Origin of the sequence: Flavobacterium filum DSM 17961 (assembly GCF_000425465.1) — a bacterium.
Taxonomy (GTDB): domain Bacteria; phylum Bacteroidota; class Bacteroidia; order Flavobacteriales; family Flavobacteriaceae; genus Flavobacterium; species Flavobacterium filum.
This window is the reverse complement of the sequence record NZ_AUDM01000003.1, coordinates 112,689-139,043: the sequence shown is the minus strand read 5'-3', so window position 1 is coordinate 139,043 and position 26,355 is coordinate 112,689. Positions and strand designations below refer to the sequence as shown.

General features: G+C 34.3%; 27 protein-coding genes. 17 read left to right on the top strand and 10 right to left on the bottom strand.

Features of this window, described 5'->3' with window-relative positions; genetic code table 11:
* Positions 1 to 131: 131 nt before the first annotated feature.
* Positions 132 to 1,001, bottom strand: coding sequence for an aldo/keto reductase (locus H601_RS0100670; protein ID WP_026709724.1), 870 nt, complete (start codon positions 999 to 1,001; stop codon positions 132 to 134).
* Positions 1,002 to 1,364: 363 nt separating this feature from the next.
* Between H601_RS0100670 and H601_RS0100665 the strand changes: the two genes are divergently transcribed.
* From H601_RS0100665 to H601_RS0100605, 12 genes are all read left to right on the top strand, one after another.
* The gene (locus H601_RS0100665; protein ID WP_026709723.1) at positions 1,365 to 2,369 is read left to right on the top strand and encodes an AAA family ATPase; all 1,005 of its coding nucleotides are present in this window, start codon (positions 1,365 to 1,367) and stop codon (positions 2,367 to 2,369) included.
* Positions 2,370 to 2,456: 87 nt separating this feature from the next.
* Positions 2,457 to 3,323 (top strand): DUF58 domain-containing protein, encoded by an 867-nt coding sequence (locus tag H601_RS0100660; RefSeq protein WP_026709722.1) that lies wholly within the window; start codon positions 2,457 to 2,459, stop codon positions 3,321 to 3,323.
* Positions 3,324 to 3,341: 18 nt separating this feature from the next.
* Entirely contained in the window at positions 3,342 to 4,958 is a 1,617-nt protein-coding gene (locus H601_RS0100655) for a hypothetical protein (protein ID WP_026709721.1), read from the top strand.
* Positions 4,958 to 5,959: a vWA domain-containing protein gene (locus H601_RS0100650; protein WP_026709720.1), complete on the top strand. Its 1,002-nt coding sequence runs from the start codon at positions 4,958 to 4,960 to the stop codon at positions 5,957 to 5,959. Before H601_RS0100655 ends, H601_RS0100650 begins: the two co-directional genes overlap by 1 nt.
* Before the next feature lies 1 nt (position 5,960).
* Entirely contained in the window at positions 5,961 to 7,004 is a 1,044-nt protein-coding gene (locus H601_RS0100645) for a VWA domain-containing protein (protein WP_026709719.1), read from the top strand.
* Positions 7,001 to 7,780 carry a tetratricopeptide repeat protein gene (locus tag H601_RS0100640; protein ID WP_026709718.1) on the top strand — a complete coding sequence of 260 codons (780 nt, stop codon included), beginning with the start codon at positions 7,001 to 7,003 and terminating at the stop codon, positions 7,778 to 7,780. Before H601_RS0100645 ends, H601_RS0100640 begins: the two co-directional genes overlap by 4 nt.
* A gap of 6 nt (positions 7,781 to 7,786) precedes the next feature.
* Positions 7,787 to 9,547 carry a BatD family protein gene (locus H601_RS0100635; RefSeq protein WP_026709717.1) on the top strand — a complete coding sequence of 587 codons (1,761 nt, stop codon included), beginning with the start codon at positions 7,787 to 7,789 and terminating at the stop codon, positions 9,545 to 9,547.
* A 45-nt stretch (positions 9,548 to 9,592) separates the two neighbouring features.
* The gene (locus tag H601_RS0100630) at positions 9,593 to 9,973 is read left to right on the top strand and encodes a GxxExxY protein (protein ID WP_026709716.1); all 381 of its coding nucleotides are present in this window, start codon (positions 9,593 to 9,595) and stop codon (positions 9,971 to 9,973) included.
* 40 nt (positions 9,974 to 10,013) lie between these two features.
* Positions 10,014 to 10,757: a tetratricopeptide repeat protein gene (locus H601_RS0100625; RefSeq protein ID WP_026709715.1), complete on the top strand. Its 744-nt coding sequence runs from the start codon at positions 10,014 to 10,016 to the stop codon at positions 10,755 to 10,757.
* Between the two features lie 345 nt (positions 10,758 to 11,102).
* Positions 11,103 to 11,459, top strand: coding sequence for a hypothetical protein (locus H601_RS0100615; RefSeq protein ID WP_026709714.1), 357 nt, complete (start codon positions 11,103 to 11,105; stop codon positions 11,457 to 11,459).
* 83 nt (positions 11,460 to 11,542) lie between these two features.
* The gene (gene pheS, locus H601_RS0100610; protein WP_026709713.1) at positions 11,543 to 12,562 is read left to right on the top strand and encodes a phenylalanine--tRNA ligase subunit alpha; all 1,020 of its coding nucleotides are present in this window, start codon (positions 11,543 to 11,545) and stop codon (positions 12,560 to 12,562) included.
* Positions 12,563 to 12,614: 52 nt separating this feature from the next.
* Positions 12,615 to 13,022 carry a hypothetical protein gene (locus H601_RS0100605; protein ID WP_026709712.1) on the top strand — a complete coding sequence of 136 codons (408 nt, stop codon included), beginning with the start codon at positions 12,615 to 12,617 and terminating at the stop codon, positions 13,020 to 13,022.
* 88 nt (positions 13,023 to 13,110) lie between these two features.
* Here the strand turns inward: H601_RS0100605 and H601_RS0100600 are convergent, their stop codons facing one another.
* Genes H601_RS0100600 through H601_RS0100585 form a run of 4 tightly spaced genes read right to left on the bottom strand, consistent with a single transcriptional unit; the run spans position 13,111 to position 17,668 of the window.
* Positions 13,111 to 14,106 carry an NAD(P)H-dependent glycerol-3-phosphate dehydrogenase gene (locus tag H601_RS0100600; protein ID WP_026709711.1) on the bottom strand — a complete coding sequence of 332 codons (996 nt, stop codon included), beginning with the start codon at positions 14,104 to 14,106 and terminating at the stop codon, positions 13,111 to 13,113.
* A gap of 28 nt (positions 14,107 to 14,134) precedes the next feature.
* Positions 14,135 to 14,935 carry an SDR family oxidoreductase gene (locus H601_RS0100595; protein ID WP_026709710.1) on the bottom strand — a complete coding sequence of 267 codons (801 nt, stop codon included), beginning with the start codon at positions 14,933 to 14,935 and terminating at the stop codon, positions 14,135 to 14,137.
* Positions 14,922 to 17,306 carry a M28 family peptidase gene (locus tag H601_RS0100590; RefSeq protein WP_026709709.1) on the bottom strand — a complete coding sequence of 795 codons (2,385 nt, stop codon included), beginning with the start codon at positions 17,304 to 17,306 and terminating at the stop codon, positions 14,922 to 14,924. The genes H601_RS0100595 and H601_RS0100590 overlap by 14 nt, the downstream gene beginning before the upstream one ends.
* Positions 17,307 to 17,320: 14 nt before the next feature.
* The gene (locus H601_RS0100585) at positions 17,321 to 17,668 is read right to left on the bottom strand and encodes a hypothetical protein (RefSeq protein ID WP_026709708.1); all 348 of its coding nucleotides are present in this window, start codon (positions 17,666 to 17,668) and stop codon (positions 17,321 to 17,323) included.
* A 188-nt stretch (positions 17,669 to 17,856) separates the two neighbouring features.
* Here H601_RS0100585 and H601_RS0100580 point away from each other — a divergent pair, with 188 nt between their 5' ends.
* The 4 genes from H601_RS0100580 (at position 17,857) to H601_RS0100565 (ending at position 19,690) form a co-directional block, all read left to right on the top strand.
* Positions 17,857 to 18,186, top strand: coding sequence for a single-stranded DNA-binding protein (locus H601_RS0100580; RefSeq protein ID WP_026709707.1), 330 nt, complete (start codon positions 17,857 to 17,859; stop codon positions 18,184 to 18,186).
* A 93-nt stretch (positions 18,187 to 18,279) separates the two neighbouring features.
* Positions 18,280 to 18,606: a single-stranded DNA-binding protein gene (locus H601_RS0100575; protein ID WP_026709706.1), complete on the top strand. Its 327-nt coding sequence runs from the start codon at positions 18,280 to 18,282 to the stop codon at positions 18,604 to 18,606.
* A gap of 18 nt (positions 18,607 to 18,624) precedes the next feature.
* Positions 18,625 to 19,077, top strand: a complete 453-nt coding sequence (locus H601_RS15955; RefSeq protein WP_051220610.1) for an HRDC domain-containing protein — start codon at positions 18,625 to 18,627, stop codon at positions 19,075 to 19,077.
* 184 nt (positions 19,078 to 19,261) lie between these two features.
* The gene (locus H601_RS0100565) at positions 19,262 to 19,690 is read left to right on the top strand and encodes a hypothetical protein (RefSeq protein WP_156900309.1); all 429 of its coding nucleotides are present in this window, start codon (positions 19,262 to 19,264) and stop codon (positions 19,688 to 19,690) included.
* Here H601_RS0100565 and H601_RS0100560 read toward each other — a convergent pair.
* From H601_RS0100560 to metG, 5 genes are read right to left on the bottom strand one after another with little or no spacing between them, the layout of a single operon-like run.
* A complete protein-coding gene (locus H601_RS0100560; protein WP_026709704.1) occupies positions 19,683 to 20,588 on the bottom strand; it encodes a histone deacetylase family protein in 906 nt (301 codons plus the stop codon). The genes H601_RS0100565 and H601_RS0100560 overlap by 8 nt on opposite strands.
* A gap of 1 nt (position 20,589) precedes the next feature.
* Complete coding sequence (locus H601_RS0100555) at positions 20,590 to 21,273, bottom strand: HAD family hydrolase (RefSeq protein ID WP_026709703.1); 684 nt, start codon at positions 21,271 to 21,273, stop codon at positions 20,590 to 20,592.
* Positions 21,273 to 22,094, bottom strand: a complete 822-nt coding sequence (locus tag H601_RS0100550; RefSeq protein ID WP_026709702.1) for a hypothetical protein — start codon at positions 22,092 to 22,094, stop codon at positions 21,273 to 21,275. The genes H601_RS0100555 and H601_RS0100550 overlap by 1 nt, the downstream gene beginning before the upstream one ends.
* Positions 22,095 to 22,096: 2 nt before the next feature.
* On the bottom strand, positions 22,097 to 22,984 hold the full coding sequence (locus H601_RS0100545) for a DUF488 domain-containing protein (RefSeq protein ID WP_026709701.1): 888 nt from the start codon (positions 22,982 to 22,984) through the stop codon (positions 22,097 to 22,099).
* Positions 22,985 to 23,003: 19 nt separating this feature from the next.
* Positions 23,004 to 25,061: a methionine--tRNA ligase gene (metG, locus tag H601_RS0100540; protein WP_026709700.1), complete on the bottom strand. Its 2,058-nt coding sequence runs from the start codon at positions 25,059 to 25,061 to the stop codon at positions 23,004 to 23,006.
* Positions 25,062 to 25,444: 383 nt separating this feature from the next.
* On the opposite strand from metG, the gene H601_RS0100535 reads away from it, so the two are divergent.
* The gene (locus H601_RS0100535; protein ID WP_084139910.1) at positions 25,445 to 26,341 is read left to right on the top strand and encodes a S66 peptidase family protein; all 897 of its coding nucleotides are present in this window, start codon (positions 25,445 to 25,447) and stop codon (positions 26,339 to 26,341) included.
* Positions 26,342 to 26,355 lie beyond the last annotated feature (14 nt).

The window sequence follows — 26,355 nt, the reverse complement described above, 5'->3', positions numbered from 1 at the left end:
CACCAAATTAGGAAATTTTATAATACAAAATATTTTTTTGACATAAAAAAAGCTATTTAACAAAAACAAAATCAGTTCTGTAGAAATTTATAACACTTATTATATTGTTTTAATTGTTTAAAATAGCCTTGTTAAGGCACTTTATTCCCCATACTCTCTGTCCAAATTTCAAACCAATCTTCAATATCCCATTTTATATTTTCGATTTTTTGCAATTGTTGAATTCGAGCAACATTAACAGTTCCCGCAACCGGAATGATGTTTGAAGGATGATGTTTAATCCAAGAAAGTAATAAAATATCGGCTCCAACATCGTATTTTTCTGTCAATCTTACCAATACTTTTTTTAATCTTCTGGTTTGTTCAGAATCTTCTCTAAATACACTTCCTAGTGGATTCCATGCCATCGGACGGATATTGTGAACTTGCATATGGTCTAAGCTTCCATCCAACATGGGTTGAAAATGAGTAGCAGAAAATTGAATTTGATTATACGATACTTTCGTTTTTTGTTGAATTAAATCCGTTTGAGAAGGCGTAAAGTTTGACAAACCAAAGTCAATAATTTTACCTTCTTTATTCAATTTTTCAACTGCTTCCGCAATTTCATCAGCTTGCATCAAAGGGCTTGGTCGATGAAGTAAAAACACATCCAAATAATCCGTTTGAAGATTTTTCAGCGAATTTTCTGCAGACCAAACAATGTATTCCTTTGAATAATCATAATGCTTAATCCGATTATTTCGATTATCAGAAAGATGCTGAATACCGCATTTTGTGATCAATTGAATGGCTGAACGATTGATTTTACTTTGTTTAAAAGCTTCGCCAAATGCTGCTTCTGTGGTATATCCACCATAAATATCAGCGTGGTCAAATGTGGTGATTTTATTTTCTAAACAAATTAGAATTTGGTTGGACATTTCAGCTTCACTTAAATTTTTGTCCCAAACACCCCAATTCATGGTGCCAGCTATTACGGATGATAATTTTGTTTTCATTTTTTATGGATAATAGGTTATTGGTAATGGGTAATAGGTAAAAGGTTATAGGTTGTTATAAATTGAAACTTCTAAACTTCTAAACTTTTAAACTTTTAAACTTTTAAACTTTTAAACTTTTAAACTTTTAAACTTTTAAACTTTTAAACTTTTAAACTTTTAAACTTTTAAACTTTTAAACTTTTAAACTTTTAAACTTTTCCTATTCGGTCTTAAAATTATAAAAACTAAATCACAAAACACTCTTAAAGCCTACTATTTAAAAGAAGTTTTAACGCAATGTTAACATCTTGAAAGGAATAAAATTTTCAATTTGCACTGTTAAAATTAACAATTTAATTTTAGTTCAAAAAACGGAATAAAATGGAAGAAAACACAGCCACATTGGATATTAGAGCCATCAATGAAAAAATTGAAAGAGAAAGTGCGTTTATCGATTTGCTTACTTATGAAATGAACAAAGTTATTGTGGGTCAAAAGCACATGGTTGAACGATTGTTAATTGGTCTTTTGGGACAAGGACACATTTTGTTGGAAGGTGTTCCGGGTTTAGCCAAAACGTTAGCCATTAACACCTTGTCACAAGCCGTTCAAGGTTCGTTTAGCCGAATTCAGTTTACACCCGATTTGCTTCCTGCCGATGTAATCGGAACGATGATTTACAATATCAAACAAAATGAATTTTCCATCAAAAAAGGACCCATTTTTGCCAATTTTGTTTTGGCTGATGAGATCAACCGTGCCCCTGCAAAAGTGCAATCCGCATTGTTAGAAGCCATGCAGGAGAAGCAAGTAACGATTGGTGAAACCAGTTTTAAATTAGATAAGCCGTTCTTGGTTTTAGCCACTCAAAACCCAATCGAACAAGAAGGAACGTATCCGTTACCGGAAGCTCAAATGGACCGTTTCATGCTCAAAACTGTAATTGATTATCCCAAAATGGAAGACGAGCGTTTGGTTATTCGTCAAAACCTAAAAGGAAGTTATGAGAAGGTAAATGCGGTGATTTCGATTGATCAAATTCTTCGTGCTCAACAAGCCGTTCGTGAGGTGTATATGGATGAAAAAATTGAAAAGTATATTTTAGATATTATTTTCGCTACGCGTTTCCCTGAAAAATATAAACTAGAAAGCTTAAAACCACTAATCAGTTACGGTTCTTCGCCTCGTGGAAGTATCAATTTAGCCACAGCTGCCAAATGTTATGCGTTTATTAAACGAAGAGGTTATGTGATTCCGGAAGATGTTCGTGCCGTTGTACACGATGTTTTGCGTCACCGTATCGGAATTACCTACGAAGCTGAAGCTGAAAATATTACTTCGGTTGAAATCATTAATAAGATTGTAAACGAAATTGAAGTGCCTTAAAATTTAGTTGGCAGTTATCAGTTATCAGTAGGCAGTGAAGATGTTTAACGGATAACAAAAAACCGACAACCGACAACTGAAGAAAGAATGGAAACAAAAGAGCTACTCAAAAAAGTACGAAAAATAGAAATCAAAACCCGACGATTGAGTGATCATATCTTTTCGGGAGAATACCATACGTCGTTTAAAGGTCGTGGTATGACGTTTTCAGAAGTGCGTCAATACCAGTTTGGTGATGATGTTCGTGCGATTGATTGGAATGTGACGGCTCGCTACAACGAACCGTATATCAAGGTTTTTGAAGAAGAACGAGAACTCACCATGATGTTGATGGTTGATATTTCGGGTTCGGAAAGTTTTGGTACAAAAAACCAATTAAAAAGTGAGATTGTAACCGAAATTGCAGCAACAATGGCTTTTTCAGCCACGCAAAACAACGATAAAATCGGACTGATTTTGTTTTCAGATGAAATCGAATTGTATGTGCCTCCCAAAAAAGGGAAATCACACGTTCTTCGTATCATTCGGGAGTTGATTGAATTTAAACCGAAAAGTCATAAAACCAATCTTTCACAAGCGTTGAAGTTTTTGTCAAGTGTGATGAAAAAGAAAGCGATTGTTTTTTTAATTTCTGATTTTATTGCCGATGATTCGTATGAGCATACGTTAAAAATTGCCGGAAAAAAACACGACATCACCGGCATTAGAGTATATGATATTCGAGAAGAAAAAATACCTAACATTGGAATGGTAAATATGTTGGATGCCGAAACCGGAGAAACTCTTTTGGTGAACACCAATTCAAAATCCATTCGAATGGAATATGAAAAATACTACCGAGACAGAGTGAATTATTTCAAAGAAACCTTTTCCCGATGTGGTTCTGGAACGGTTCATACACGTGTAGATGAAAGTTATGTAACCAAATTATTGACTTATTTCAAATCCAGATAAACTAGTTGTTAAGCCAAAATGAAACAAAAAATATATATACTTTTTCTACTGCTTACCACTGTGGTTTTTGCTCAACAAAAAAGAGTAACTACTTCAGTAGACAGTACCAAAGTAAAAATAGGAGCTCAAATCAATTTGACACTTAAGACAACGGTAGATACCTTATCCAAAGTTGCCTTTCCGGAAGGAAAATTATTCGGACGATTGGAAGTGCTAGAAAGTTATCCCACCGATACCATCAAGGAAAACGATAAATACCAATTGATTAAAAAATACGGGTTGACGCAATTTGATAGCGGAAGATATACCATTCCTTCCCTTCAAGTGATAATCAATTCAAAAGTTTATCCGACTGATAGTGTTTTGGTTGAAATTCTTCCCGTGGTAGTTGATACGTTAAAGCAACACATGTATGATATCAAAGATATTTCAACGGTTCCAAATGATTATTCGTATTGGTGGATAATTCTATTGATACTGATAGGAGTGGCCGGACTGGGTTATCTTATTTATTATTTTATTAAAAGAAATAAAAAACCGGTTGAAGAAGAAATCTTGTATGCATCTCCCATCGAGAAAGCTACGGCTCATTTAAAGTCATTGGAAAAAAAGAGCTTGGTAGAACGTGGCGAAGTGAAAGAATATTATTCCGAATTAACGGATATTGCCCGAACGTATATTGAAGAAGCCATCGAAATTCCGGCAATGGAAAGTACTACCGATGAATTGATAGCCGCTTTTAAGATTGCCGTGGTTAAAAAGAAACTTTCCTTGACGGAAGAAACCATCAAAAATCTAGAAAAGGTTTTGAAACAAGCCGATTTGGTAAAATTTGCTAAATCAAAACCGTTGGAATTTGAGATTGCTGATGATAAAATCAAAATAGAAAAAACTATTTATAAAATTCATCAATCCATTCCGGAAGTTGTAGAAGAAGAGGAAGATTTAATCGATAACGAAGCAATCAAAGCCAAAATTTTAAAACGTAAAAAAGCGAGAAAACGAAATATCATTATTCTTTCTACGGTTGGTGTTATATTACTTTCATTGGGAATTCTGGTTGCGGTTAAAGGATTTGATTTCTTAAAAGATAATATTATTGGCCATCCAACCAAAGAGTTACTGGAAGGCGAATGGATTTCGAGTGAATATGGAAATCCGGCCATTATTATTGAAACTCCTAAAGTGCTTAAACGAATGGATGTATCAAAAATGATGGGGAAAGAATTAGGGGAATTAGCTAACATGCAAATGTTTGGTTATGGTTCGATGATGGATGATTATTATATAGCAATCATGACAACCAACTTTAAACAAGAAATTAAAGTTGATTTGAATCAAGCGTTTGAAGGTTCATTGAAAATGATGGAAGCAAACGGAGCTCAAAATATTTTAGTGAAACAAAATGAGTTTTCAACTCCGGAGGGAGTGAACGGTTTACGTGCGTATGGAACAATGAGTATTTTGGATAAGCTTACTAAAAAAAGTCGTAAGGCGTTTTATGAAGCAATTTATTTTGCTCAAGAAGGAGGTTTGCAACAAATAGTTGTGATGCACGAGGAAGGCGATGAAGTGGCCAACCAAATTACAGAGCGAATTATGAATTCAGTTGAACTGGCCAAATTAAAACAATGATGGAAAAGATAACGTTTTTACATCCGCAGTTTTTTTGGTTGTTTACCCTTTTACCGGTTGCAATCGCTTGGTATGTTTGGAAAAGAAACAAACAAACCGCAACGTTAAAAGTGAGTTCTTTGAAAGGTTTTAAAGTAAAAGGTTCCATTCTTCCTAAATTAAAACCGATACTTTTTGTGATGAGAATGTTGGCTTTAAGTGCTATCATTGTAGCTTTAGCTCGCCCAAGAACGGTGGATGTAAGCAATAAAACCAAAACCACTCGCGGAATTGATATTGTGATGGCTACCGACGTTTCGGGAAGTATGTTGGCCAAAGATTTAAAGCCCAATCGGTTAGAATCTTTAAAAAAGGTAGCGGCAAACTTTGTGAATGACCGACCCAATGACCGTTTCGGAATTGTGGTGTATGCCGCCGAAAGTTATACCAAAACTCCCGTAACGAGTGATAAATCGATTGTGATTGATGCCATCAAAAGCATTAAGTATGATAACGTGTTGAAAGACGGAACCGGAATCGGGATGGGATTGGCTACAGCTGTAAATCGATTAAAAGACAGTAAAGCCAAAAGCAGAATCGTGATTTTGCTAACCGATGGTGTTAATAATGCCGGATTTATCGAACCGGAAACCGCTGCTGATATTGCCAGAGAATATGGCATAAAAGTATATACGATTGGAATAGGAACCAACGGAATGGCTGAATCACCGTATGCGTATGCTCCTAATGGCGGGTTTTTATACCGCATGATGCCGGTTGAAATTGATGAAGCATTAATGAAAAACATTGCTAAGAAAACCGACGGAAAATATTTTAGAGCCACAAGCAATAGCAAGTTAAAAGAAATTTACGACGAAATTAATCAATTGGAAACTACCGAAATTGAAGAACAAAAATTCTACAATTATGACGAGAAGTTTCGCCCGTTGATTTGGATTGCAGGTTTACTTTTATTGATAGAAATTGTATTAAGACAAACCATTTTTAGAGGTTTTATATAAGATGTATTCACAAATTGACGAAAAAATATATTTGTACTTTTTGGCGGTTATCCCACTGATAGTCTTGCTTTTTCTTTTCAATTTATATTGGAAACGCAAAAAGCAACGCGAATTTGGCGATGTTGAATTGGTTAAAAAGTTAAGCCCTGAAAAATCGGTTTTTAAATCGGTTTTGAAGTTTACCGTTTTATTGTTGGCTTTGGCTAGTTTAATTATCGCTTTAGCCAATCCGAAAATTGGTACCAAAATGGAAACGGTAAAACGAGAAGGTATCGACATTGTTTTTGCAATCGACGTTTCCAAAAGTATGCTGGCCGAAGATGTTGCTCCCAATCGATTGGACAAAACCAAACAGATTGTTTCGCAAATCATTAATCAATTGGGTAGTGACCGCATTGGAATGGTGGCCTATGCCGGAAGTGCTTTTCCTGTGTTGCCGATTACAACTGATTATGGTGTGGCTAAAATGTATTTGCAAGGTATGAATACCGATATGGTTTCTTCACAAGGAACTTCACTGGAAGATGCCATCAAATTATCGGCCAATTTTTTTGATAAAGGAAATGCAACCAATAAGTTGATTATATTAGTTTCGGATGGTGAAGATCATTCTGAAGGCTATGAAGGAGCGGTTGAAGAAGCTGTAAAAGTTAAAGCAAAAATTATCACGATTGGTGTTGGAACCGAAAAAGGCGGACCGATACCATTAAAAAGAAATGGAGTAATTGAAAGTTTTAAACGAGACCAAAATGATGAGGTGGTAGTGACTAAACTTAATCCCGAAATTTTAAAAGAAATTGGTAAAGGAACCAAAGGCGGTTATGTGTATGGTGGAAACACCAAAGAAGTTTTGAATTATGTTAAAAATGCTTTGGAAAATATTGAAAAAACCGAATTTGAAACTACTCAAGTAGCCGATTTTCAATCGCAATTTCAATGGTTTTTGGGAATTGCGTTTCTACTTTTGTTTTTGGATATTTTCTTGTTGGAAAGAAAAACGAAATGGATTAGTAAATTGAACTTATTTAACGAAAAGGAATCATGAAAAAGCTAGCTGTTTTAGTATGTTTACTTTTTTCCTTTCTTTTGCAAGGGCAAGAAAAAGAAAAGCAGGAAAAAGACAAGATTTTGCCTAAAGCAAATGAAGCTTTTGCGGAGAAAAATTATACTGATGCCGAGGCTCAATATAGAATTTCCAATTCAAAAGGACTTTCCGGTGCGAAACCGGCTTATAACTTAGGAAATTCCATTTACAGGCAAAATCAGTTTAGTGAATCGAAGTTTGCATATGGAAAAGCACTTGAAAAAGCAACCACTAAAGAAGAAAAACACAAAGCTTGGCATAATTTAGGCAATGTGTTTATGAAAGAAAAGCAATATAGCAAAGCGGTTGAAGCGTATAAAAATGCGTTGCGAAATAATCCTTCCGATGAGCAAACCCGATACAATTATGCATTGGCAAAAGAATATTTGAAGAACAATCCGGAAGATCAAAATCAAGACAAAAAAGACGACAAAAAAGACGACAAGAAGGACGACCAAAAACAAGACAAAGGCGACGGAGATAAAGACAAAAAAGACGAGAAAAAAGAAGGAGAAAAAGATAAAGGAAAAGGCGACAACAAAGAAGATAAGAACGAAGGCGATCAAAAGAAAGATCAAAATCAAGGAGGTCAACCAAAGCCACAACCTTCAGGAATTTCTAAAGAAAGTGTTCAAAATCTTTTAGACGCTGTAAATAATGAAGAAAAGAAAGTGCAGGAAAAAGTGAATCTTCAAAAAGTAAAAGCAAAACCTGTTCAAACCGAAAAAGATTGGTAATTGAAAATGAAAAAACTAGTATTCATACTATTATTAACGTGTCAAACCTTTTTTGCACAAGTTCAATTTGATGCCAAAGCAAGTAAAACATCTTTGGGATTAAACGAACGATTGCGAATTGATTTTACCATGAATGTGGATGGCGATAATTTTGTTCCCCCGTCATTTGAAGGTTTTCGATTGTTGGCAGGGCCGAGTCAACAAGTGAGTCAGTCGTGGGTGAATGGAAAAAGTTCGTTTAACAAAACCTATTCCTATTTTTTATTGCCTTTGCAGAAAGGAAACTTAACAATCAAACAAGCTTCGATAGAATATAATGGTCAAGTCTATAAAACGACACCAATTGCTATAAAAGTGACCGATGCGGTTGAACAACCTCGCGACCCTAACGATAATTCGGTTTCCATTAATGACGCTTTACATTTGGTAGCCGAAGTAAGTAAAGCAAATCCGTATTTGAATGAACCTATTACCGTGGTTTACAAATTATATTTCAGTCACAATATCGGAATTACGAATTGGCGGGAATTAGACAAACCCAAATACAATGATTTTTGGAGCCAAAATATCGACATTAAACAATTAGTTGCCGAAGAAGGAACCTACAATGGTGAACGTTTTCGTTTTGTAGTGCTTCGCAAAACTGTTTTATATCCACAAAAATCAGGAAAGCTTGAAATTGAACCACTTTCGTTGGATATTGATGTGGAATTGCCAACCAATCGACGAAATATTTTTGGTCAAGTAATGCTCACCAAAGACCATAAGCGGGTTTCTGCCGGAAGCAAAATCATTAACGTGAAACCACTTCCCGAGAACGGAAAACCAATTGATTTTTCAGGAGCCGTTGGTAAATTTGATTTCAAAGTAACACCATCCAAAACCACTTTAAAAAATGGCGAAAGCATGGATTTGGAAGTGAGTGTTTCCGGTTCAGGTAATTTAAAATTATTCAGTTTGCCCAAGCCGGTTGTGCCAACAGCTTTAGAAATGTATGATCCGGTTCATTCCGAAAATGTGAATACGCCTTTGAGTGGAATGAACGGAAAAATCTCCGATAAATACACGATAATTCCACAATTTAAAGGAAATTATACGATCAAACCAATGCAGTTTTCGTATTTCGATTTAGGAACAAATAGCTACAAAACAATTGCTTCCAACGAAATTACCATCAATGTAATGGATGGACCAACTTCGCCAAATGCCGGAAATATAAATCAAGACAATGCTTCGGTGGAGAAAAAAACGGTTTCGGCTCAAGATCAATTCAAATTCATTCATTTAAAAACCAAATTATCTCAAATCAATAAAAAAGATTTCTTTGGCTCTGCAACTTATTATGTTTTGATGGGGATTCCGTTTTTACTGATTCCATTTATTATTTTGTTTAAAAAGAAAAAAGAAGCAATTGACGGTGATGTGATTGGTAATAAGTTGAAAATGAACAATAAATTGGCTAAGAAGTATTTATCAGAAGCCAAAAAACAATTAGGTAACAAAGAACCGTTTTATGTTGCGTTAGAAAAATCGTTACATAACTTTTTGAAAGCCAAATTGAAAATTGAAACATCAGAAATGAGCAAAGAATTAATCAAAGAATTTTTAGCCGATAAAAAAGCCCAACCTGAAACGATTGAAAAATTCATTCAAATTACCGAAAATTGTGAGTTGGCTCGTTATGCACCGTTTTCAAATGTAGCGATGCAAAACGATTTTGATAAAGCAGCAGAAGTTATCTCGGAATTGGAAAAACAAATTAGTTAACCACAAAGGTCACTAAGAAGGCACAAAGAGCACAAAAAGTTTACTATGAGTGAAGATGAAATCGCAAAAATAGTTTTTGAATCAGCCTTAAAAGTTCACAAGGCTTTAGGTCCGGGATTGATGGAAAGTGCTTATGAAGAGTGTTTGTTTTATGAATTAAAAAAGCAATCGTTAAAAGTAGAAAAACAGAAAGCGTTACCTTTAATTTATGAAGAAGTAAAAATGGATGTTGGCTACAGAATCGATATAATAATTGAAGATAAATTTATTGTTGAAGTGAAATCGGTTGAAGCATTAAATGAAGTTCATTTAGCTCAAATTTTGACTTATTTGAAGTTGACAGAATGTAAATTAGGAATGCTAATTAATTTTAATGTTAAACAATTAAAAAATGGAGTTCGAAGAGTAATCAATGGCGTTCTATAGTGACCTTTGTGCCTTCTTAGTGAACTTCGTGGTAAAGAAAATGAAAAATATCATCTATATTTTACTCTTGCTCACCCAAACACTTTGGGCTCAGAGTGTTTTTGATAAAGGAAACGAACACTATCGAAAAGGCAATTATCAAGAAGCGATAAATGCTTACGAAAGTATTATAAAAGGCAAAAAAGAATCGTGCGATTTATATTTTAATTTGGCCAACAGTTACTATAAACTAAACCAAATTGCTCCTGCTATTTATTATTATGAAAAAGCATTGTTGATTAGTCCGAATGACAAAGACATTCAAAACAACCTAAAATTCGCGAAGAACAGCACGATAGACGATATAAAAGAAGTTCAAAAAGTGGGTTTTGAAAAAATTCTAGGCAATTTCACAGGACTATTTCATTATAATTCCTGGGCCTATATTTCAGTTGGATTGGCTGTTTTGTTTTTGCTGTTTTTTATTGGCTATTATTTTTCACACACAACCTTGTCAAAACGCATCTTTTTTGTCGGAATGTTTATCGTTCCAATTTTGATTTTGATGGCTGTTGGAGCGGCAATTTTCGAAAAAAATCTATACGAATCGGAACGTCCGGCAATTGTTTTTGCAGAAGTAGTTTCGGTAAAAAATGAACCTCGTGAAAACGCAACCGATGCTTTCATTCTTCATGAAGGAACCAAAGTTTTTGTGTTAGAAACGGTTGATAATTGGAAAAAAATCGAACTTACCGATGAAACCGAAGGATGGATTTTAAGTGAAGCTATTAAGGAGTTGAAGTAGTTTCTTCATACACTTTTTTCTCATCTTAGATCCAATTGATAACCATTGGCATCATAAAAGATATTGCTTCTAAAATGGGTTCATAAAAAAGTTTTCTTTTTTTTAAACAAAAATAACTTTTTTGTGAACCATTAAGGTATTAAGTTACATTAAGTCTTTATACATCTTAATACCTTAATGGTTTAAATAATTTAAGTTTTTATTTTTTTTAATTATTCTTATTTCTTAAATCTGTATTCTAAAATGTCTTAATTTTAATGGTTTTAATCTAAAAACTTATCTTTGCCAAAAATTTTGGATGATTGATGAAAAAACTCTTCCGTCATCCTACATCCATCTTCCATCATGTCAAGAGATATTCAATTAAAAGAACGTTGGGAAAACGTTGTCAACATACTTTCCAAACAATTTGCCGACGGAGATGAACTCGACCTCGATGCCATTATTTATCTTATTGGGGTGCAAGAATTGGGCAAAGTAAAACAAACCTTCAAAAAAGACGAAAAAATCAATTTGATGCACATTGCCATTTGTCGTTTACTCGAACCGTATGGCTATTATGAATTTGATTTTTATGACAACGACGGTTGGCCGCATTACAAAGTAAAAGAAGAACTTCCGCCTCTGAAAGCAGGTGAGCAAGCTGTATTAATGAAAGAAGCGATTGTGCATTATTTTTTGGAGAAGGAATTGATTAAATAGTTTTCAGTTTTTAATAAAAACTCTCACCTTCCACTTTCCACCTCCCAACTTTTTCCTAAATTTGCACCTTTACAGCACGAACGATGATAGACAAGATTAAAGAATACATTGGCGAAGCACAAGCTTTTCAAACGGATAACGCAGCAACTCTTGAACAATTCCGAATTAAATTTTTAGGTAGCAAAGGTCTATTGAAAGACTTGTTTGCCGAATTTAAAAATGTTCCAAACGAACAGAAAAAAGAATTTGGTCAGGTAATCAATACGTTGAAAAACACCGCAGAAGAAAAAGTAAAATCTATTCAGGAAATGCTGGAAAGCAAAGAAGAATCGGTGGGTGTTTTTGGTGATTTAACGCGTCCGGGTGAGCCATTTCCAATTGGTTCTCGTCATCCAATCTCGTTAGTGAAAAATCAAATTATCGATATTTTTTCCAATATTGGTTTTAATGTTTCCGAAGGTCCTGAAATTGAAGACGATTGGCATAATTTCACCGCATTAAATCTACCGGAATATCATCCGGCAAGAGATATGCAGGACACGTTTTTTATTCAAACCAATCCTGATGTTTTGTTGCGTACACATACTTCATCTGTGCAGGTGCGATACATGGAAAACAACAAACCGCCAATCAGAACCATTTCTCCGGGACGAGTTTTCCGTAATGAAGCCGTTTCTTCGCGTTCGCACTGTATTTTCCATCAAGTGGAAGGGTTGTGTATTGACAAAGATGTTTCGTTTGCCGATTTAAAGCAAACACTTTTATACTTTACAAAAGAAATGTTCGGAAAGTCGAAAATTCGTTTGAGACCGTCTTATTTTCCTTTTACCGAACCAAGTGCAGAGGTTGATATTTATTGGGGTTTAAAAACCGAAACCGATTATCGCATTACCAAAGGAACCGGTTGGTTGGAAATCATGGGCTGCGGAATGGTTGACCCAAATGTGTTGAAAAACTGTGGCATCAATTCTGATGAATACAACGGATTTGCTTTTGGTATGGGAATCGAACGCATTGCCATGCTTTTATACCAAATTGGCGATATTCGTATGTTTTATGAAAATGATGTTCGCTTTTTAGAGCAATTTAAAACGAGTATATAATACAAATAAACCTGACAGGTTTCCGAAACCTGTCAGGTTTAAATAAATTCCCATGAAATCCGACATTATCATTCCTAAAGTAGAAAACGTTTTTCTAGCCGCCATTCAAGAATGGAACGACGACTTTATGGATAACGTTTGGAATGTCTATCTCATCAACGACAGCGACTTCAAATTAGACAGCGTGATGGTCGTTTCAAAAGCGTTTGGTACCGTTAATGGCGAAATGAAAAAAACCTCGCTTTTACGTCATGCTTTTGTTGAAATTCCTTCCGTTTCTGCCGTAAAAATTGAAATGATTGAAGCCAGTGTTTTGGCCTTAAACAATGAATTCATGGTAACCTATTTCATTGGAAATACCTTATACGACAAAAAATTTACTTTCAGAACAAATACCATCAACGAACGAGCAACGGAAGAAGTGCCTGTTTTGTTTAAGAATGGGGTGGTGGTGAAGTAAAAGAATATAGAACAAAGAGAATAGAAAATAGACTAAAATTATAAGTGTCTTGTCTATTTTCTTTATTCTATAATCTATTTTCTAAAAATTAATCCAACTTATCCGTCAATTTTTTAAACACACCTTTTGGGTCTTTACTTTCATATAAAATTTGATAAACCGCATCAATGATTGGCGTTTTGGCTTTGTAATCTTGGTTGAGTTTGTAAGCACTTTTCACGGCATAATAGCCTTCGGCAACCATACTCATTTCCATCATGGCACTTTTTACGGTATAGCCTTTTCCGATCATGTTTCCGAACATTCGGTTACGTGAAAACACGGAATAACCGGTTACTAATAAATCGCCTAAATAGGCCGAATCATTGATGTTTCGTTTCATTTTATGTACTTTTCGGATGAATTTTTTCATTTCGCGAATGGCATTGCTCATTAATAAAGCTTGAAAATTATCGCCATAACCCAAACCGTGAGCCATTCCGGCCGCAATGGCGTAAATATTTTTTAGCATTGCCGCATATTCTGTACCGATAATATCGTCTGAAATTTTGGTTTTGATGTAATTGCTGTTCAGATTTTTAGCAACAATTTTAGCTTTTGACGCATCAGCACAAGCAATCGTTAAGTAGGAAAGACGTTCTAACGCTACTTCTTCTGCGTGACACGGACCGGTGATTACACCAATATTTTCATACGGAATGTTGTATTGTTTATGAAAATGTTCGCCAACAATCAAAAACGTTTCAGGTACGATTCCTTTAATGGCAGAAAAAATCACTTTATCGTTTATGGATTCGGTTAATTTTTCTAATTCTGTATTTAAAAAAGCAGATGGAATGGCAAAAATTAAAATATCGGCATAACTCACCGCTTCGTTTATATCGGTGGTTAGGTGTAATTTTTTGGTATCAAATTCAACGGAACTCAAGTAATTTGGGTTGTGTTTTTCTGTTTTGATATGGTCGATTGCGTTTTGATTTCGCATGTACCAACAGATTTGCGATTGATTAACACAAAGCATTTTTGCTATGGCCGTAGCCCAGCTTCCGCCGCCAATTACAGCAAATTTTGGAGAATTGTTCATTTTGTTTGTTTAGTTTGCAAAGGTAAATTTAACCTAAATTTTTAAATTGATAGTTTAAAAGTTGAATCAATTTGTTTGATGAAACCGTTTTGCCTACAGAATGCTCATTTTCATTAAATTGTGGCGGAGCTAAATTTTGTTCTGACGCTTTTTCTGTATAATATTTTTTTCGAGTGGGATGAAATGGAGCAACAGCATTTAAAACCGTATTCCAAACTTCTTTTTCAATGATTTTTTGAATAATTTCTATGCAATCCTGTTGATGAATTAAGTTGATTGGTGCTTGCGGATTTTCAATATTATTTCTTCCTGCTAAAAAATTTATAGGATGACGGTCTTCGCCAATTAATCCGCCAAATCGGAGAATTGTAGATTGAAAATTTGAATTATTTAAAAGTAAATTTTCAGAAATTAGCAATTGTTTTCCACTTTCCGTTTCCGGATTTGGAACAGTTTCTTCCGTTACAACTTGATTTACATCAGCATAAACCGAAGTAGAACTCACAAAAAGCACTTTTTTAACCGATGATTTTTCGATAAACGGAATGAAATTTTCCATTTTCGCCACGAAATTTTCACCGGAATTTCCTCTTAATCCTGGTGGAATATTGATGATTAAAACTTCTGAATTTTCTAAAAAAGCGTTACTATTACGCGGAAGTTCATTCGCTTTAAGCGAAATTAAAAAAGGTGAAATTCCTTCATTTTTTAGAATTTCTAATTTTGTTTCCGTTGTAGTTGAACCTTTTATCGAATAGCCATTTTGTAGCAAATGTTTCGCCAAAGGCATTCCTAACCAGCCGCAACCTAAAATGCTAATTTGTTTCAAGACTGTCTTTTTGAGTGATTAAAGAATCTATTTCGGTTGTTAGACTTTCTTTGATTTCAACTTGTATTGATTTGTTTTTTTTAAGTTTTTTCTTTACAACAATCGCATCGTTTAACACAAAAGGCATTGGAATAAAAGCATCCGGTCGTTTTGGAATACTAAACTGCGGATTTTCCAATAAATCAAACGAAGAAACCATAATGTCTAATTCTAATTCGTCGTCTTTATGAATTTGAAAACTTAAAGTCAATGGTTTGTTGTTGATTGGATAATAATTCAACACATTGGATTTTTTTCGTTTAAAAAAGCTTCCTTCTTGGTTGATGTTTTTGATGCCATTGGCTTTTAAATGATGAATTTTTAATTTTTCAGGAGCAAAAACATCTATTCGGTTCACTTTTCGATTAGCATCGATTCTTATCGTAAGTGCTCGTTGATTGCCCACAACAGTATCTCTTAAAAAAGTAAAAGTAGGTTTGGCTATGTTTTTCTTTGGAGCTTCAGCTGAAAAACTATATCCGGAATTGTATTTGCTTGACAATCCGTGTTGGTTTAAAATGTTGTCTAAATTCGGTTTTTCGCCTAAATAATTTTTGGTCCAATGGTCTAAAACTTTATCATAGGTTGCCCAATTGGCTTTGTCTTTATCAGCATCATACACATACAACAAGCTGTTGGGTTTTCCTTTTCCTTTTTCAAATTTTCCATCAAAATGAGCTTTGATAAAAAATCCGATGGAAATGATAAACAATAAAGTTCCCCAATTAACTTTTTTTGAAAAATTACCAAAAACTGGCAATAAAAGTGCAAAAGTAAGCACGACCAAAACAGCACTTCCGGTAAGCATTTTTAATCCTAAACCAATTGGAAGCAATTGAATAAACGGAACCAAAATCAGTAAAGCCGGAACGCTAATAGCAACATTTATAAACGGATTTGACTTTTCTTTAAACACAAAAAATACAAGTGTAAAAACAGCAAAATAGACTGGAAACACAAAAAATGCAGCTCCTTTTAAATAGAAACATATTAAAAAATTGATGATGAACCACAAAAATACCGGAGCTACAAAATGGCTTGACACCAATTTAATTTTGGTAAATTTAGCATATATCCAAAAACAAATAGCCAACGACAGTAATACAAATGCGGCAATATAACTATGTCCATTGTAGGTGAATCCGTGCAACATATCTTGGTATTGCGGATATAGCGACTGAATCATTTCCCAACCAAAAAAAGTTACCAATCCAACAATAATGAGAGACAAAAATAAAGGAGCAAATCCACGCACGATTTCTTTAAAATCTAATAAGTGTTTGCCTAAACCAATGGTTACAACACTAAGAAAAAGCACAAAAGCAACAATTAAAAGCGGAAAATTCCATGAAAACGGATAATGAAAAAATCCAATTGGTGAGCTGAAATAAACGTGATCTTCGTCTGTTTTAAGATTACTCAAATCAGCATTTGAATAATAATTCAGCAATGGAATTAAATAAGTTGCTTGATGTTCAATAGATTCGGGTGTAATGTTTTCAAAATTATCTTGAACCGTATGATAATCAAAGTGGTCATCGATAAAGGCAAAATTGAAACCGGGAATATCGGCTTTTTCGCGAAAAGCTGTTAAATCGGTATCGTTGGGTAACATTTTATAAATGCTGTACATCAAGGAATTAGAAACCGGATATTTGGGATTGGCTTTGCTAAAGGTTTTAATCAAATTGGCATTTCCGCCGTTGGTTTCTGCCAACATCATTGATGGGCCAGCTGTTCCACGAGCTTCAAAATTGATAACTAAACCCACATCTTTTGCCCAAGGATGTTCTGAAGCAAAAGCATAGGCTCCGTTTAAACCCAATTCTTCTGCATCTGAAAAAACTATGATAATATCGTTTTTTGGTGTTTTGTTCGTATGCAAATAGGTTCTGATTCCTTCTAAAATAACGCCCAAACCATAGGCATCATCGCTCGCTCCGTAGGATTTTGTGTGTGGAGCACTATCAAAATGAGTGAGTAACAAAAGTGATTTTGAGGAATCGAAACCTTTTATTTTGGCTACAATATTTTGTGTTTCCACTAAATTATTCCATTTGCTCAGTATGGTGCTTTTTTGAATTTGTGGAGAAAGCCCTAACTTTTTTAATTCACTTTCTAGGTAGTTAATGACATTTTGATGGTATGGAGAACCTACATAATGCGGTTCTTTTGAAACTTCTTCAATATGTTTTAATGCTCTTTCGGTAGAAAATTCAGAAAGCGGGACATTTCCTTTTGAATAATCTGAGGGCATCATTCGGTAAAAAATAAACCAAATAATCAATAGAACTAGTAGTGCGTTGAGTAATGAAATGTAATTTTTTTTCATGATTTGGTTTAGTTTTAGTGGTCTCTTTTAACAAGCATATAAAAATCATTTTCCAACATCATATAGCCTTGATCATACAAAAAGTGATAGGTGTTTCCTGTTTTAGTATGCAAAATGGAAGTAAAAAATTCAAAATCAAAACCTTTGCTAAGCAATTTTGATTTGGTGGTTTTACTTTTTCCTTCCACATTTAACTCGCATAAAATGCGATAATTTTTTCGCAATTTGTTATTAATGTTTCGCATTAAATTGTTGCTGTCTTTGTTCATTTTGTTGTTGTAGGCATTTCTACAACCGTCGCTACAAAACTTTTTGTCTTCGCGACCGATGATTTTTTCACCACATTCTAAACAGTTTTTCATCGTTTTAAAACTTTAAAAATCAATCAAATATACAAAAATATTTTCCGTTTGCAAACGTTTACAAATATTTACAGTCGAAAGTAAATGATTTTATACCGAATAAATTTTGCAAACCGTTAAATCTTTGCATCGTCGAAAACAAACAACGACAAAAAATAATTTATAAACCATTTAAAATTTTACACGCCATGAATGCATTAAAAAACAAAGTACAGTTAATCGGACACGTAGGAAAAGATCCAATTATCAGAGATTTAGAAGGAGGAAAAAAAGTTGCTTCCTTATCACTTGCCACTAAAGATGTTTATGTAAACAAAAGTGGAGATCAAAAAGAACAAACCCAATGGCATAATGTAGTTGCTTGGGGCAAAACAGCCGAAATCATCGAAAAGTTTGTTGACAAAGGAAAAAAAATCGGATTAACCGGAAAGCTGACTTCCAGAAGTTATGACGACAAAGAAGGTAACAAACGTTATGTAACTGAAGTAGTGATTAACGAGCTACTTTTGATGAACTAGGAAACAATTTCAATAACAAAAATCAAATTCAATAACAAAAGAATCTGAAACGAGTTCAGATTAAACCATTAAATTTTATACGCCATGAACACAATGAAAAACAGAGTACAGTTAATCGGTCACGTAGGAAATGACCCTGAAGTAAAAACCTTTGAAGGTGGAAAAGTAGCTAATTTAACACTTGCTACAAATGACAATTACACCAACAAAAAAGGTGAAAAAGTTGAACAAACAGAATGGCATCGTGTGGTTGCTTGGGATAGCAATGCTGATATTATCGAAAAATTTGTAACCAAAGGAAAAGAAATTGCTATTGAAGGCAAACTTTCAACCAGAAGTTATGATGACAAAGACGGAAACAAACGCTACATCACCGAAGTAGTGGTGAGTGATATTATGTTGATGGGTAAAAATGTTTAACAACTAAATCTTTAAACGATGAAAGTAAAACATTTTAGAGTTCGTGTAAGTGGGGAACATTTACAGAACGATCAAGACGTTATTAATCAATTTTTAACAGAAGTTACAGTTGAAAAAACAGCCACAAACTTTATTACGGGAATGATTGATTATTGGTCGGTTTTGGTTTTTTATTCGCCAAAAACAGAGAAAACTAAAGAGTCGAATGAAACGGAAAAAGTAGCCGTGTTGAATTATGAAGAATTAACGCAAGAAGAAAAAAACACGCTCAATTCTTTAAAGCATTGGCGAAGTGAAACCTCTAACAAATTGGGTTTACCACAATATATGATTTGTCATAATTCTGAGTTGATGACCATTGCTAAAATGCGTCCGGATTCAATTGATGAATTGAAAAAAATCAAAGGTTTTGGTCAACACAAAATCAATCGTTATGGGAATGATATTTTATCGTTACTTCAAGTAGGATAATTTTAGTTTTTTAAACTTTAAAAAGCGGAGGAGAATTCTTCCGCTTTTTTTGTTTTTAAATCCTTAGAACTCTTTGAAAACCAAAACTTTTCAACACGAAATCGTTTTCGTTGTGGTAATGTATGGGTGTAATGTTAAAACTATTAAACTTTTCTGTAAATTTATTATTCAATTCAGAAAAAGAGTGAATAAATTAAGGTCATTTTTAGTAGTTTTAACCATTTCTTTGATTTCATTTTGTGCATTTGGACAAGTTGGAATCAATACTACTACGCCATTAAGTATGCTTGATATCAATGGTAATTTATCTGTGAAAACAGTTACTTTAACCGGCAGTGCTACTCCAACGCTTATTAATGATGGTGTATATATTTCTGTTCGTCCGATGGCAACTGATCAAGAATTTAGATTGCCTAATCCAGCTAGTTTTCCTGGTAGGATTTATGTTATACGAAATATTCAAAATTCAATCACTGCTATGATAACAACAAGTGGTGGGTTATTGTTTCCTAAAAATTCTACTGTTGGAAGTGCACAGATTTATATGTTTGAAGGAAATTTAAGAACTGTAATTGTAATAAGCGACGGAATAAACTGGACATACATCAATTAAATCTACTTTTTGCTATTCTAAAAGTATTGGCATGAGCTTCAACAATCGTTTTGATTTCCGGTGAATAACCACCACCCATACTCACTTGAACAGGAATTTGATGTTTTAAACACTGTTCAAAAACCAATTCATCTCTTTTTTTACAACCTTCTATCGTACAAGATAATTTACCAAGTTTGTCAGTTGCTAAAATATCAACACCGGCCAAATAAAAGATAAAATCCGGGTTTACTTTTTGGATTAATTGAGGTAAAGTTTCTGCCAAAATTTTTAAGTAGGTTTCATCATTAGTACCATCCGGCAAAGCAATATCTAAATCGGAAACTTCTTTTTTAAACGGATAATTCGATTTTCCATGCATGGAAAAAGTAAAAACGGAAGGATTGTCTTGAAAAATCTCTGCTGTTCCGTTTCCTTGGTGTACATCTAAATCGACTATTAAAATTTTTTTAGCTAGGTTTTGATTCAAAAGAAATTGAGCCGCAATGGCTTGATCATTCAACAAGCAAAAGGCTTCGCCTCTGTCTGAATACGCATGATGTGTACCTCCGGCAATGTTGAACGCAATTCGGGTATTAAAGGCTTTTTGAGTTCCAATGATGGTTCCGTTCGCAATACGAAGTTCTCGTTCAACCAACTCAGCCGATAACGGAAAACCAATTTTTCGAGCCGCTCTTGAATCTAAAGTTAATTCCAACAACTCATTCACATAAGAACGTTTGTGAACATTTAAAACGGTTTCTAAATTAGCCACATCCGGTTCAAAAAAATCATCATGTTCTGCCGTTCCCTCGTGAAGTAATTGTTGAGGTAACAATTCATATTTGATCATCGGAAACCGATGACCTTCCGGTAACGGATGTTTATAAATGGGATGAAAAGCAATCGGGAGTTTCATATTACAAAAGTGTCAGCACTTCTTGTAGCGATGAAAAGGCTTTAAAATTCGGATGATTGATTTCAAAATCAATTTTCTCGTATTCCCAAGTGGTGTGATAGGGAATATGAACCGCGTGACCACCAATGTTCAAAACCGGTAACACATCTGATTTTAAAGAATTTCCAATCATCAATAAATCTTCAGCTTTGCAATCTAAACGGCCTAACATTTTTTGATAATCGATTTCTTGTTTGTCACTCATTACTTCAATGTGGTGAAAATAATGACCAATTCCCGAATCGTGCAATTTTCGGTGTTGGTCTTTTAAATCGCCTTTGGTGGCTACAATTAGTTTGTATTTGCCTTGTAATTGCTGTAAAACAGGTTCTACTTCCGGCAATAATTCAACCGGTTTTTGAAGTAAATCTCTTCCAATCTGTATGACTTTTGCAATATTTTGACCAGAAATAGAATGGTTAGTCAATTCCAAGGCAGAATCAATCATAGACAACGTAAACGCTTTAATCCCAAAACCATATAAAGGTAAATTCTTTATCTGATGGTTTAAAATCAAACCCAATATTTTCTGTTTGGAAGCAAAGTCCTGAAACAATTCGCAAAAACGTTCTTGAGCCTCGTCAAAATTTGGTTCGTTGTGCCATAAAGTGTCGTCGGCATCGAAAGCGATTATAGTGGGTGTCATTAGAAAAGACTTAATTGGGTTTTAATTTTAGGGTAGAAAACTCCAATTATTACAAATGGATTGTTTGCTCTTCTTCTGTGCCATTGCATAGTAGTTCCTAAAAAAAGGTAAATATCATTTTCTTTAGTAAAAACATCAAAATATTTTTCTCTAACTTTTAAAATTGCGACTTCTTTATTATTATTGTTATCTCTCAGACAATTAAAATATAATTGAAAAATTTCCCAATCTTCTATCATTAGTTTGCTTGTAACACCTTCGTCATCTTCAAAAACATAATAAAATTTATATGGAACTTTAGGAATCAATTTTTCAGGATCTGTATCAATTTCAGCAAATAAATCAGTTTGTTTTCTAATTTCTTTCCATTCATCCTTCCATTCTTTTTCGTCTTCTTCAACAACAAAATCAGTAATTTTTGTTGGTTTAAATGTTGCTAATGAAACATTTTTTGGAGCTCTAGAATCCTCAAGTAGTTTTGATTTATTTGTATAAATGTTTTTTAGACAAATTTCTTTTCGTTCTTGCCAAAAATTATCTGTTTTTAAGGTATTGATTATTTTTATATCATAGTTTAATGGCTTATAACTTTCAGGTCTAAAATCTTCCGCAATAGTTCTTTCTCTTACATCAAGCTCAACCCAAGTATATTTTTTAAAACCAGTATCTTTTTTTACTTGGTTTAAAAAGCTTAATGGAACAGGATATATTCTTATCCAAGTTCCATCCTCTAAAAATCCAGCTGTACAAACTAATTCATCATAACTTCGAGAAGGTAAAGGATATGTAGTAACAGCAATTAAAATCTTTTTTTTAGCCATATCTACAAATGCTCTAGTTTGTATTTAAATCCCTTTAAATTTGTTACAGCTTCTGAAAGATGTTTTCTGTGACATTGACAAATATCAGATTCAAAACAAGTTAAAGCAATTCGCTTATTCTCTTTTAACAAATTGAGAATTTTAGTTTGACTTTCTATTGATTTTTTTAAGTTATTGTTTTTATATTCTTCAAATAATAAATCATAATCACTTTGTGTTTTAAGTTCTTGTCTATGTTCAGAATCTATTCCTACTTCTGGTATATGAACATATTCTATTCCTAAACCATTACATGCATTTTTTAATTGACTTTTACTAAAACCATATTTCATGCTTAATGCATTCTTACGAACATCACATAAAACTTTGATATTATTTTTTATTAACTTGTTTAAATAAGTTTCTAGTGTAATTCCTTCATATCCGATCGTAAATAATACAACATCATCTTCAAAAGATCTGTAATTATTTAAATCTTCAAGTTCCTCTTTTGATAAATATTTTTCAGCTACGCTACTATTTATTGAATAGTAAGGGTATCTTTTGTAAGTTAATTTAATTAAATCATCACTAGTCTTGTTTGAATAAATTATTTTGAAATCTCCTATTGTCTTTTTATCTTCTTTAGTTAATTCATTCAAATAATTAATTTCATCTTCTTTTCTCCAAGATTTTTCATTTTCACTTACAATTCCATATTTTTTTAAAGTTGACAAATCAGCATTCGCCTGAAAAGAAAAGCAACCAAACTTATAAGGTACAAAATCGAAAGCTTTTTTATTTTTTTGAAATCTTGTAAATAAAAAAAGTAGTTTTTGAAGTTGAATTTTTTCTAATTCCCCATCAAAAACCTGAAGTAATGATAATATAATTTTTCTTCTGTAGTACATTTTGTAAAAGTAATCTTTTTTAACTAATCAAAGCCCCATTATCCACCCCATCCGCATCCGGATTTACAAAAACCAATTTCCCTTCGGTATTGTTGGTCATTAAAATCATACCTTGGCTTTCTACTCCACGTAAGGCTCTTGGGGCTAAATTTACTAAAACGGTCACCCGTTTTCCAACCACTTCTTCCGGTGAAAAATATTCTGCAATACCTGAAACAATGGTTCGCACATCCATTCCGGTATCTACTTTTAACACCAACAATTTATTGGCTTTTGGCATTTTTTCGGCTTCCAAAATCGTGCCGACACGCAAATCCAATTTTGAAAAATCTTCAAACGTGGCAGTTTCTTTTTGTGGTTCAACGGTTTTGTTTTCCATTTTATTTGCGGTTTTGGTAGCTTCTAATTTGTCTATTTGTTTTTGGATTTCGGCATCGTCAATTTGGGCAAACAATATTTCTGCCTGACCGATTTGGTGACCGGGTTTTACTAATTCGGATGTTTGTGAAACTTTCTCCCAACTAATCAAATTATTTTTAAAAATAGTGACCATTTTTTTGGCCGTAAAAGGCAAAAAAGGCTCTGATAATATTCCCAATGCCATAGCAATTTGCAACGCTACATACATTTGTGTTTTCACCCGTTCCGGATCGGTTTTCACCATTTTCCAAGGTTCTTCATCTGCCAAATATTTGTTTCCTAAACGAGCTACATTCATCAATTCGCCCAAGGCTTCTCTAAATCGGTAACGTTCTATAGATGAGGCAATCACTGCCGGGTAGGCTTTTAATTCTGCTAAAGTCTGCTCATCCACTTCCGAAAATTCATTCGGCTGTGGCACAATTCCATCATAATATTTATTCGTCAACACCACCACTCGGTTGATAAAATTCCCATAAATAGCGGCCAATTCATTATTGTTTCTTGCTTGAAAATCCTTCCAAGTAAAATCATTGTCTTTGGTTTCCGGAGCATTCGCAGTTAAAGCATAACGCAACACATCTTGCTTTTCCGGAAAATCAATCAAATATTCGTGCAACCAAACCGCCCAATTTTTTGAAGTCGATAATTTATTGCCTTCCAAATTCAAAAATTCATTCGCCGGAACATTGTCTGGTAAAATAAAACTGCCTTCGGCTTTCAACATCGCCGGAAAAATGATACAATGAAAAACAATGTTATCTTTTCCAATAAAATGAACCAATTTCGTGTCGGCATCTTTCCAATACGGCTCCCAATCCTTGCCTTCTCTGGCTGCCCATTCTTTGGTAGAAGAAATATAACCAATAGGAGCATCAAACCATACATATAACTTTTTGCCTTCGGCATCTTCTACCGGAACATCAATTCCCCAATCCAAATCTCGCGTTACGGCTCTTGGCTCCAAACCACCATCCACCCACGATTTTACTTGTCCGTAAACATTGGGTTTCCAGTCGTTTTTATGGCCTTCCAAAATCCATTCCCGTAAAAAAGCTTCGTAGCGATTCAATGGTAAAAACCAGTGTTTGGTTTCTTTTTTCACAGGAGTTGTGCCGGTTATGGTCGATTTGGGATTAATCAAATCTGTCGCATTCAACGTGGAACCACATTTTTCACATTGGTCTCCATACGCTTCTTCGTTGCCGCATTTCGGACAAGTTCCCATTACAAATCGATCGGCCAAAAACTGCTGAGCTTGCTCGTCAAACAATTGTTCAGTGACTTCTTCAATAAAATCGCCGTTTTCATATAATTTTCTAAAAAAAGCCGATGCCGTTTCATGGTGAATTTTAGCCGAAGTCCGCGAATAATTATCAAACGAAATCCCAAAATCTTCAAACGATTTTCGAATAATTCCGTCGTATTTATCAATCACTTGCTGGGGCGTAATGCCTTCTTTTTTGGCTTTCATCGAAATCGCCACGCCGTGTTCATCACTTCCGCAAATAAACGCCACATCTTTTCCCTGCAAACGCAAATAGCGAGCATAAATATCAGACGGAACATAAACGCCCGCCAAATGTCCAATGTGAATCGGGCCGTTCGTATAGGGCAAAGCCGCCGTAATCGTATATCTTTTCGGATTTTCTATCATAATTTCGAAATTGTATGCAAAAATAAGTTTTTTATCGCAGAGACACGATGTCAATTTCACACAGAATACAATTTATTTTTATTAGAAGCTAATCCGGCTATTCGTTACAACTCCTCGGCCTTCAAGCTATTTTTCTACCGCTTTTCTGTGGCTTCCGTTGGTCGCCCCAAAAAGCAAAGAAAAATTAGCTTTCAGTCCTGCGGGGTTTCCACTACTATCCGGGCTAAAAATTCGTGTAACAAATCATTTCAAAACAAATCAACTTGCTAAACCAAAGGATAATTTGTTTATTTGTTAAAAGAAAACCGGTGAACATGAAAAACGTTGTAACCCTTTTATTCCTTTCACTTTTTTTCACCACCAATGCTCAAATGGATAAAAAAATGATAACTCCACCGTATTTACAAAAAGGCGACACGGTTGCCATCGTAGCCACAGCCAGAAAACATTTGAATGACGATTTAAAATTAGCCAAAGAATTTTTGGAGAATTGGGGTTTAAAAACCATCATCGGTTCTTCTATAGGTTTAGATAACCATCAATTGGCCGGAACAGATGAAGACCGAGCTAAGGATTTTAAAACGCAAATGAACAACCCGAATGTAAAAGCCATTTGGTGTGTTCGTGGCGGTTACGGAACCGTTCGTATGGTTGATTTAATCGATTTTTCTACATTCAAAAAAAATCCAAAATGGGTGATTGGGTTTAGTGATGTCACAGTTTTGCATAGTCATTTGAATACGATGGGTTTTCAATCCATTCATGGAATGATGCCGGTTAATATTCCGAGAGCTACTCCCGAAGCCAAAGAAAGCTTACGCAAAGCCTTATTTGGCGAAAGCCTTTCCTATTCGATTCCGTATGATAAAATGAATAAGTTGGGTAAAGCCAAAGGTGAAATGGTGGGCGGAAATCTTTCTATTTTATACAGCTTGTTTGGGTCGGCATCTGCGATAGATTGCACCGATAAAATTTTGTTTCTGGAAGACTTAGACGAATATTTATACCACATCGACCGCATGATGATGAACCTCAAACGCAACGGTTGTTTGGAAAGTTTAAAAGGAATTGTGGTAGGAAGCATGACCAAAATGAACGATAACGAAATTCCATGGGGCAAAAATGCCTTGGAAATTATTCAAGATATCACCCAAAAATATGACATTCCGATAGTTTACAATTTCCCGGCAGGACATATTCCGGATAACCGAGCTTTGGTTTTTGGAAGGCAGGTTACATTAGAAGTTAGTGAAAGTGGAACGGTTTTGAAGTTTGATTAATAATTATGATAATT

Excerpts from the sequence above, each read along its gene's own strand:
- pheS (WP_026709713.1), top strand. The coding sequence starts at position 11,543 with ATGATAGACAAGATTAAAGAATACATTGGCGAAGCACAAGCTTTTCAA.
- H601_RS0100605 (WP_026709712.1), top strand. The coding sequence starts at position 12,615 with ATGAAATCCGACATTATCATTCCTAAAGTAGAAAACGTTTTTCTAGCC.
- H601_RS15955 (WP_051220610.1), top strand. The coding sequence starts at position 18,625 with ATGAAAGTAAAACATTTTAGAGTTCGTGTAAGTGGGGAACATTTACAG.
- H601_RS0100615 (WP_026709714.1), top strand. The coding sequence starts at position 11,103 with ATGTCAAGAGATATTCAATTAAAAGAACGTTGGGAAAACGTTGTCAAC.
- H601_RS0100650 (WP_026709720.1), top strand. The coding sequence starts at position 4,958 with ATGGAAAAGATAACGTTTTTACATCCGCAGTTTTTTTGGTTGTTTACC.
- H601_RS0100625 (WP_026709715.1), top strand. The coding sequence starts at position 10,014 with ATGAAAAATATCATCTATATTTTACTCTTGCTCACCCAAACACTTTGG.
- H601_RS0100640 (WP_026709718.1), top strand. The coding sequence starts at position 7,001 with ATGAAAAAGCTAGCTGTTTTAGTATGTTTACTTTTTTCCTTTCTTTTG.
- H601_RS0100560 (WP_026709704.1), bottom strand. The coding sequence starts at position 20,588 with ATGAAACTCCCGATTGCTTTTCATCCCATTTATAAACATCCGTTACCG.
- H601_RS0100580 (WP_026709707.1), top strand. The coding sequence starts at position 17,857 with ATGAATGCATTAAAAAACAAAGTACAGTTAATCGGACACGTAGGAAAA.
- H601_RS0100585 (WP_026709708.1), bottom strand. The coding sequence starts at position 17,668 with ATGAAAAACTGTTTAGAATGTGGTGAAAAAATCATCGGTCGCGAAGAC.
- H601_RS0100630 (WP_026709716.1), top strand. The coding sequence starts at position 9,593 with ATGAGTGAAGATGAAATCGCAAAAATAGTTTTTGAATCAGCCTTAAAA.
- H601_RS0100660 (WP_026709722.1), top strand. The coding sequence starts at position 2,457 with ATGGAAACAAAAGAGCTACTCAAAAAAGTACGAAAAATAGAAATCAAA.
- metG (WP_026709700.1), bottom strand. The coding sequence starts at position 25,061 with ATGATAGAAAATCCGAAAAGATATACGATTACGGCGGCTTTGCCCTAT.
- H601_RS0100645 (WP_026709719.1), top strand. The coding sequence starts at position 5,961 with ATGTATTCACAAATTGACGAAAAAATATATTTGTACTTTTTGGCGGTT.
- H601_RS0100655 (WP_026709721.1), top strand. The coding sequence starts at position 3,342 with ATGAAACAAAAAATATATATACTTTTTCTACTGCTTACCACTGTGGTT.
- H601_RS0100555 (WP_026709703.1), bottom strand. The coding sequence starts at position 21,273 with ATGACACCCACTATAATCGCTTTCGATGCCGACGACACTTTATGGCAC.
- H601_RS0100665 (WP_026709723.1), top strand. The coding sequence starts at position 1,365 with ATGGAAGAAAACACAGCCACATTGGATATTAGAGCCATCAATGAAAAA.
- H601_RS0100590 (WP_026709709.1), bottom strand. The coding sequence starts at position 17,306 with ATGAAAAAAAATTACATTTCATTACTCAACGCACTACTAGTTCTATTG.
- H601_RS0100575 (WP_026709706.1), top strand. The coding sequence starts at position 18,280 with ATGAAAAACAGAGTACAGTTAATCGGTCACGTAGGAAATGACCCTGAA.
- H601_RS0100635 (WP_026709717.1), top strand. The coding sequence starts at position 7,787 with ATGAAAAAACTAGTATTCATACTATTATTAACGTGTCAAACCTTTTTT.
- H601_RS0100545 (WP_026709701.1), bottom strand. The coding sequence starts at position 22,984 with ATGTACTACAGAAGAAAAATTATATTATCATTACTTCAGGTTTTTGAT.
- H601_RS0100670 (WP_026709724.1), bottom strand. The coding sequence starts at position 1,001 with ATGAAAACAAAATTATCATCCGTAATAGCTGGCACCATGAATTGGGGT.
- H601_RS0100550 (WP_026709702.1), bottom strand. The coding sequence starts at position 22,094 with ATGGCTAAAAAAAAGATTTTAATTGCTGTTACTACATATCCTTTACCT.
- H601_RS0100600 (WP_026709711.1), bottom strand. The coding sequence starts at position 14,106 with ATGAACAATTCTCCAAAATTTGCTGTAATTGGCGGCGGAAGCTGGGCT.
- H601_RS0100535 (WP_084139910.1), top strand. The coding sequence starts at position 25,445 with ATGATAACTCCACCGTATTTACAAAAAGGCGACACGGTTGCCATCGTA.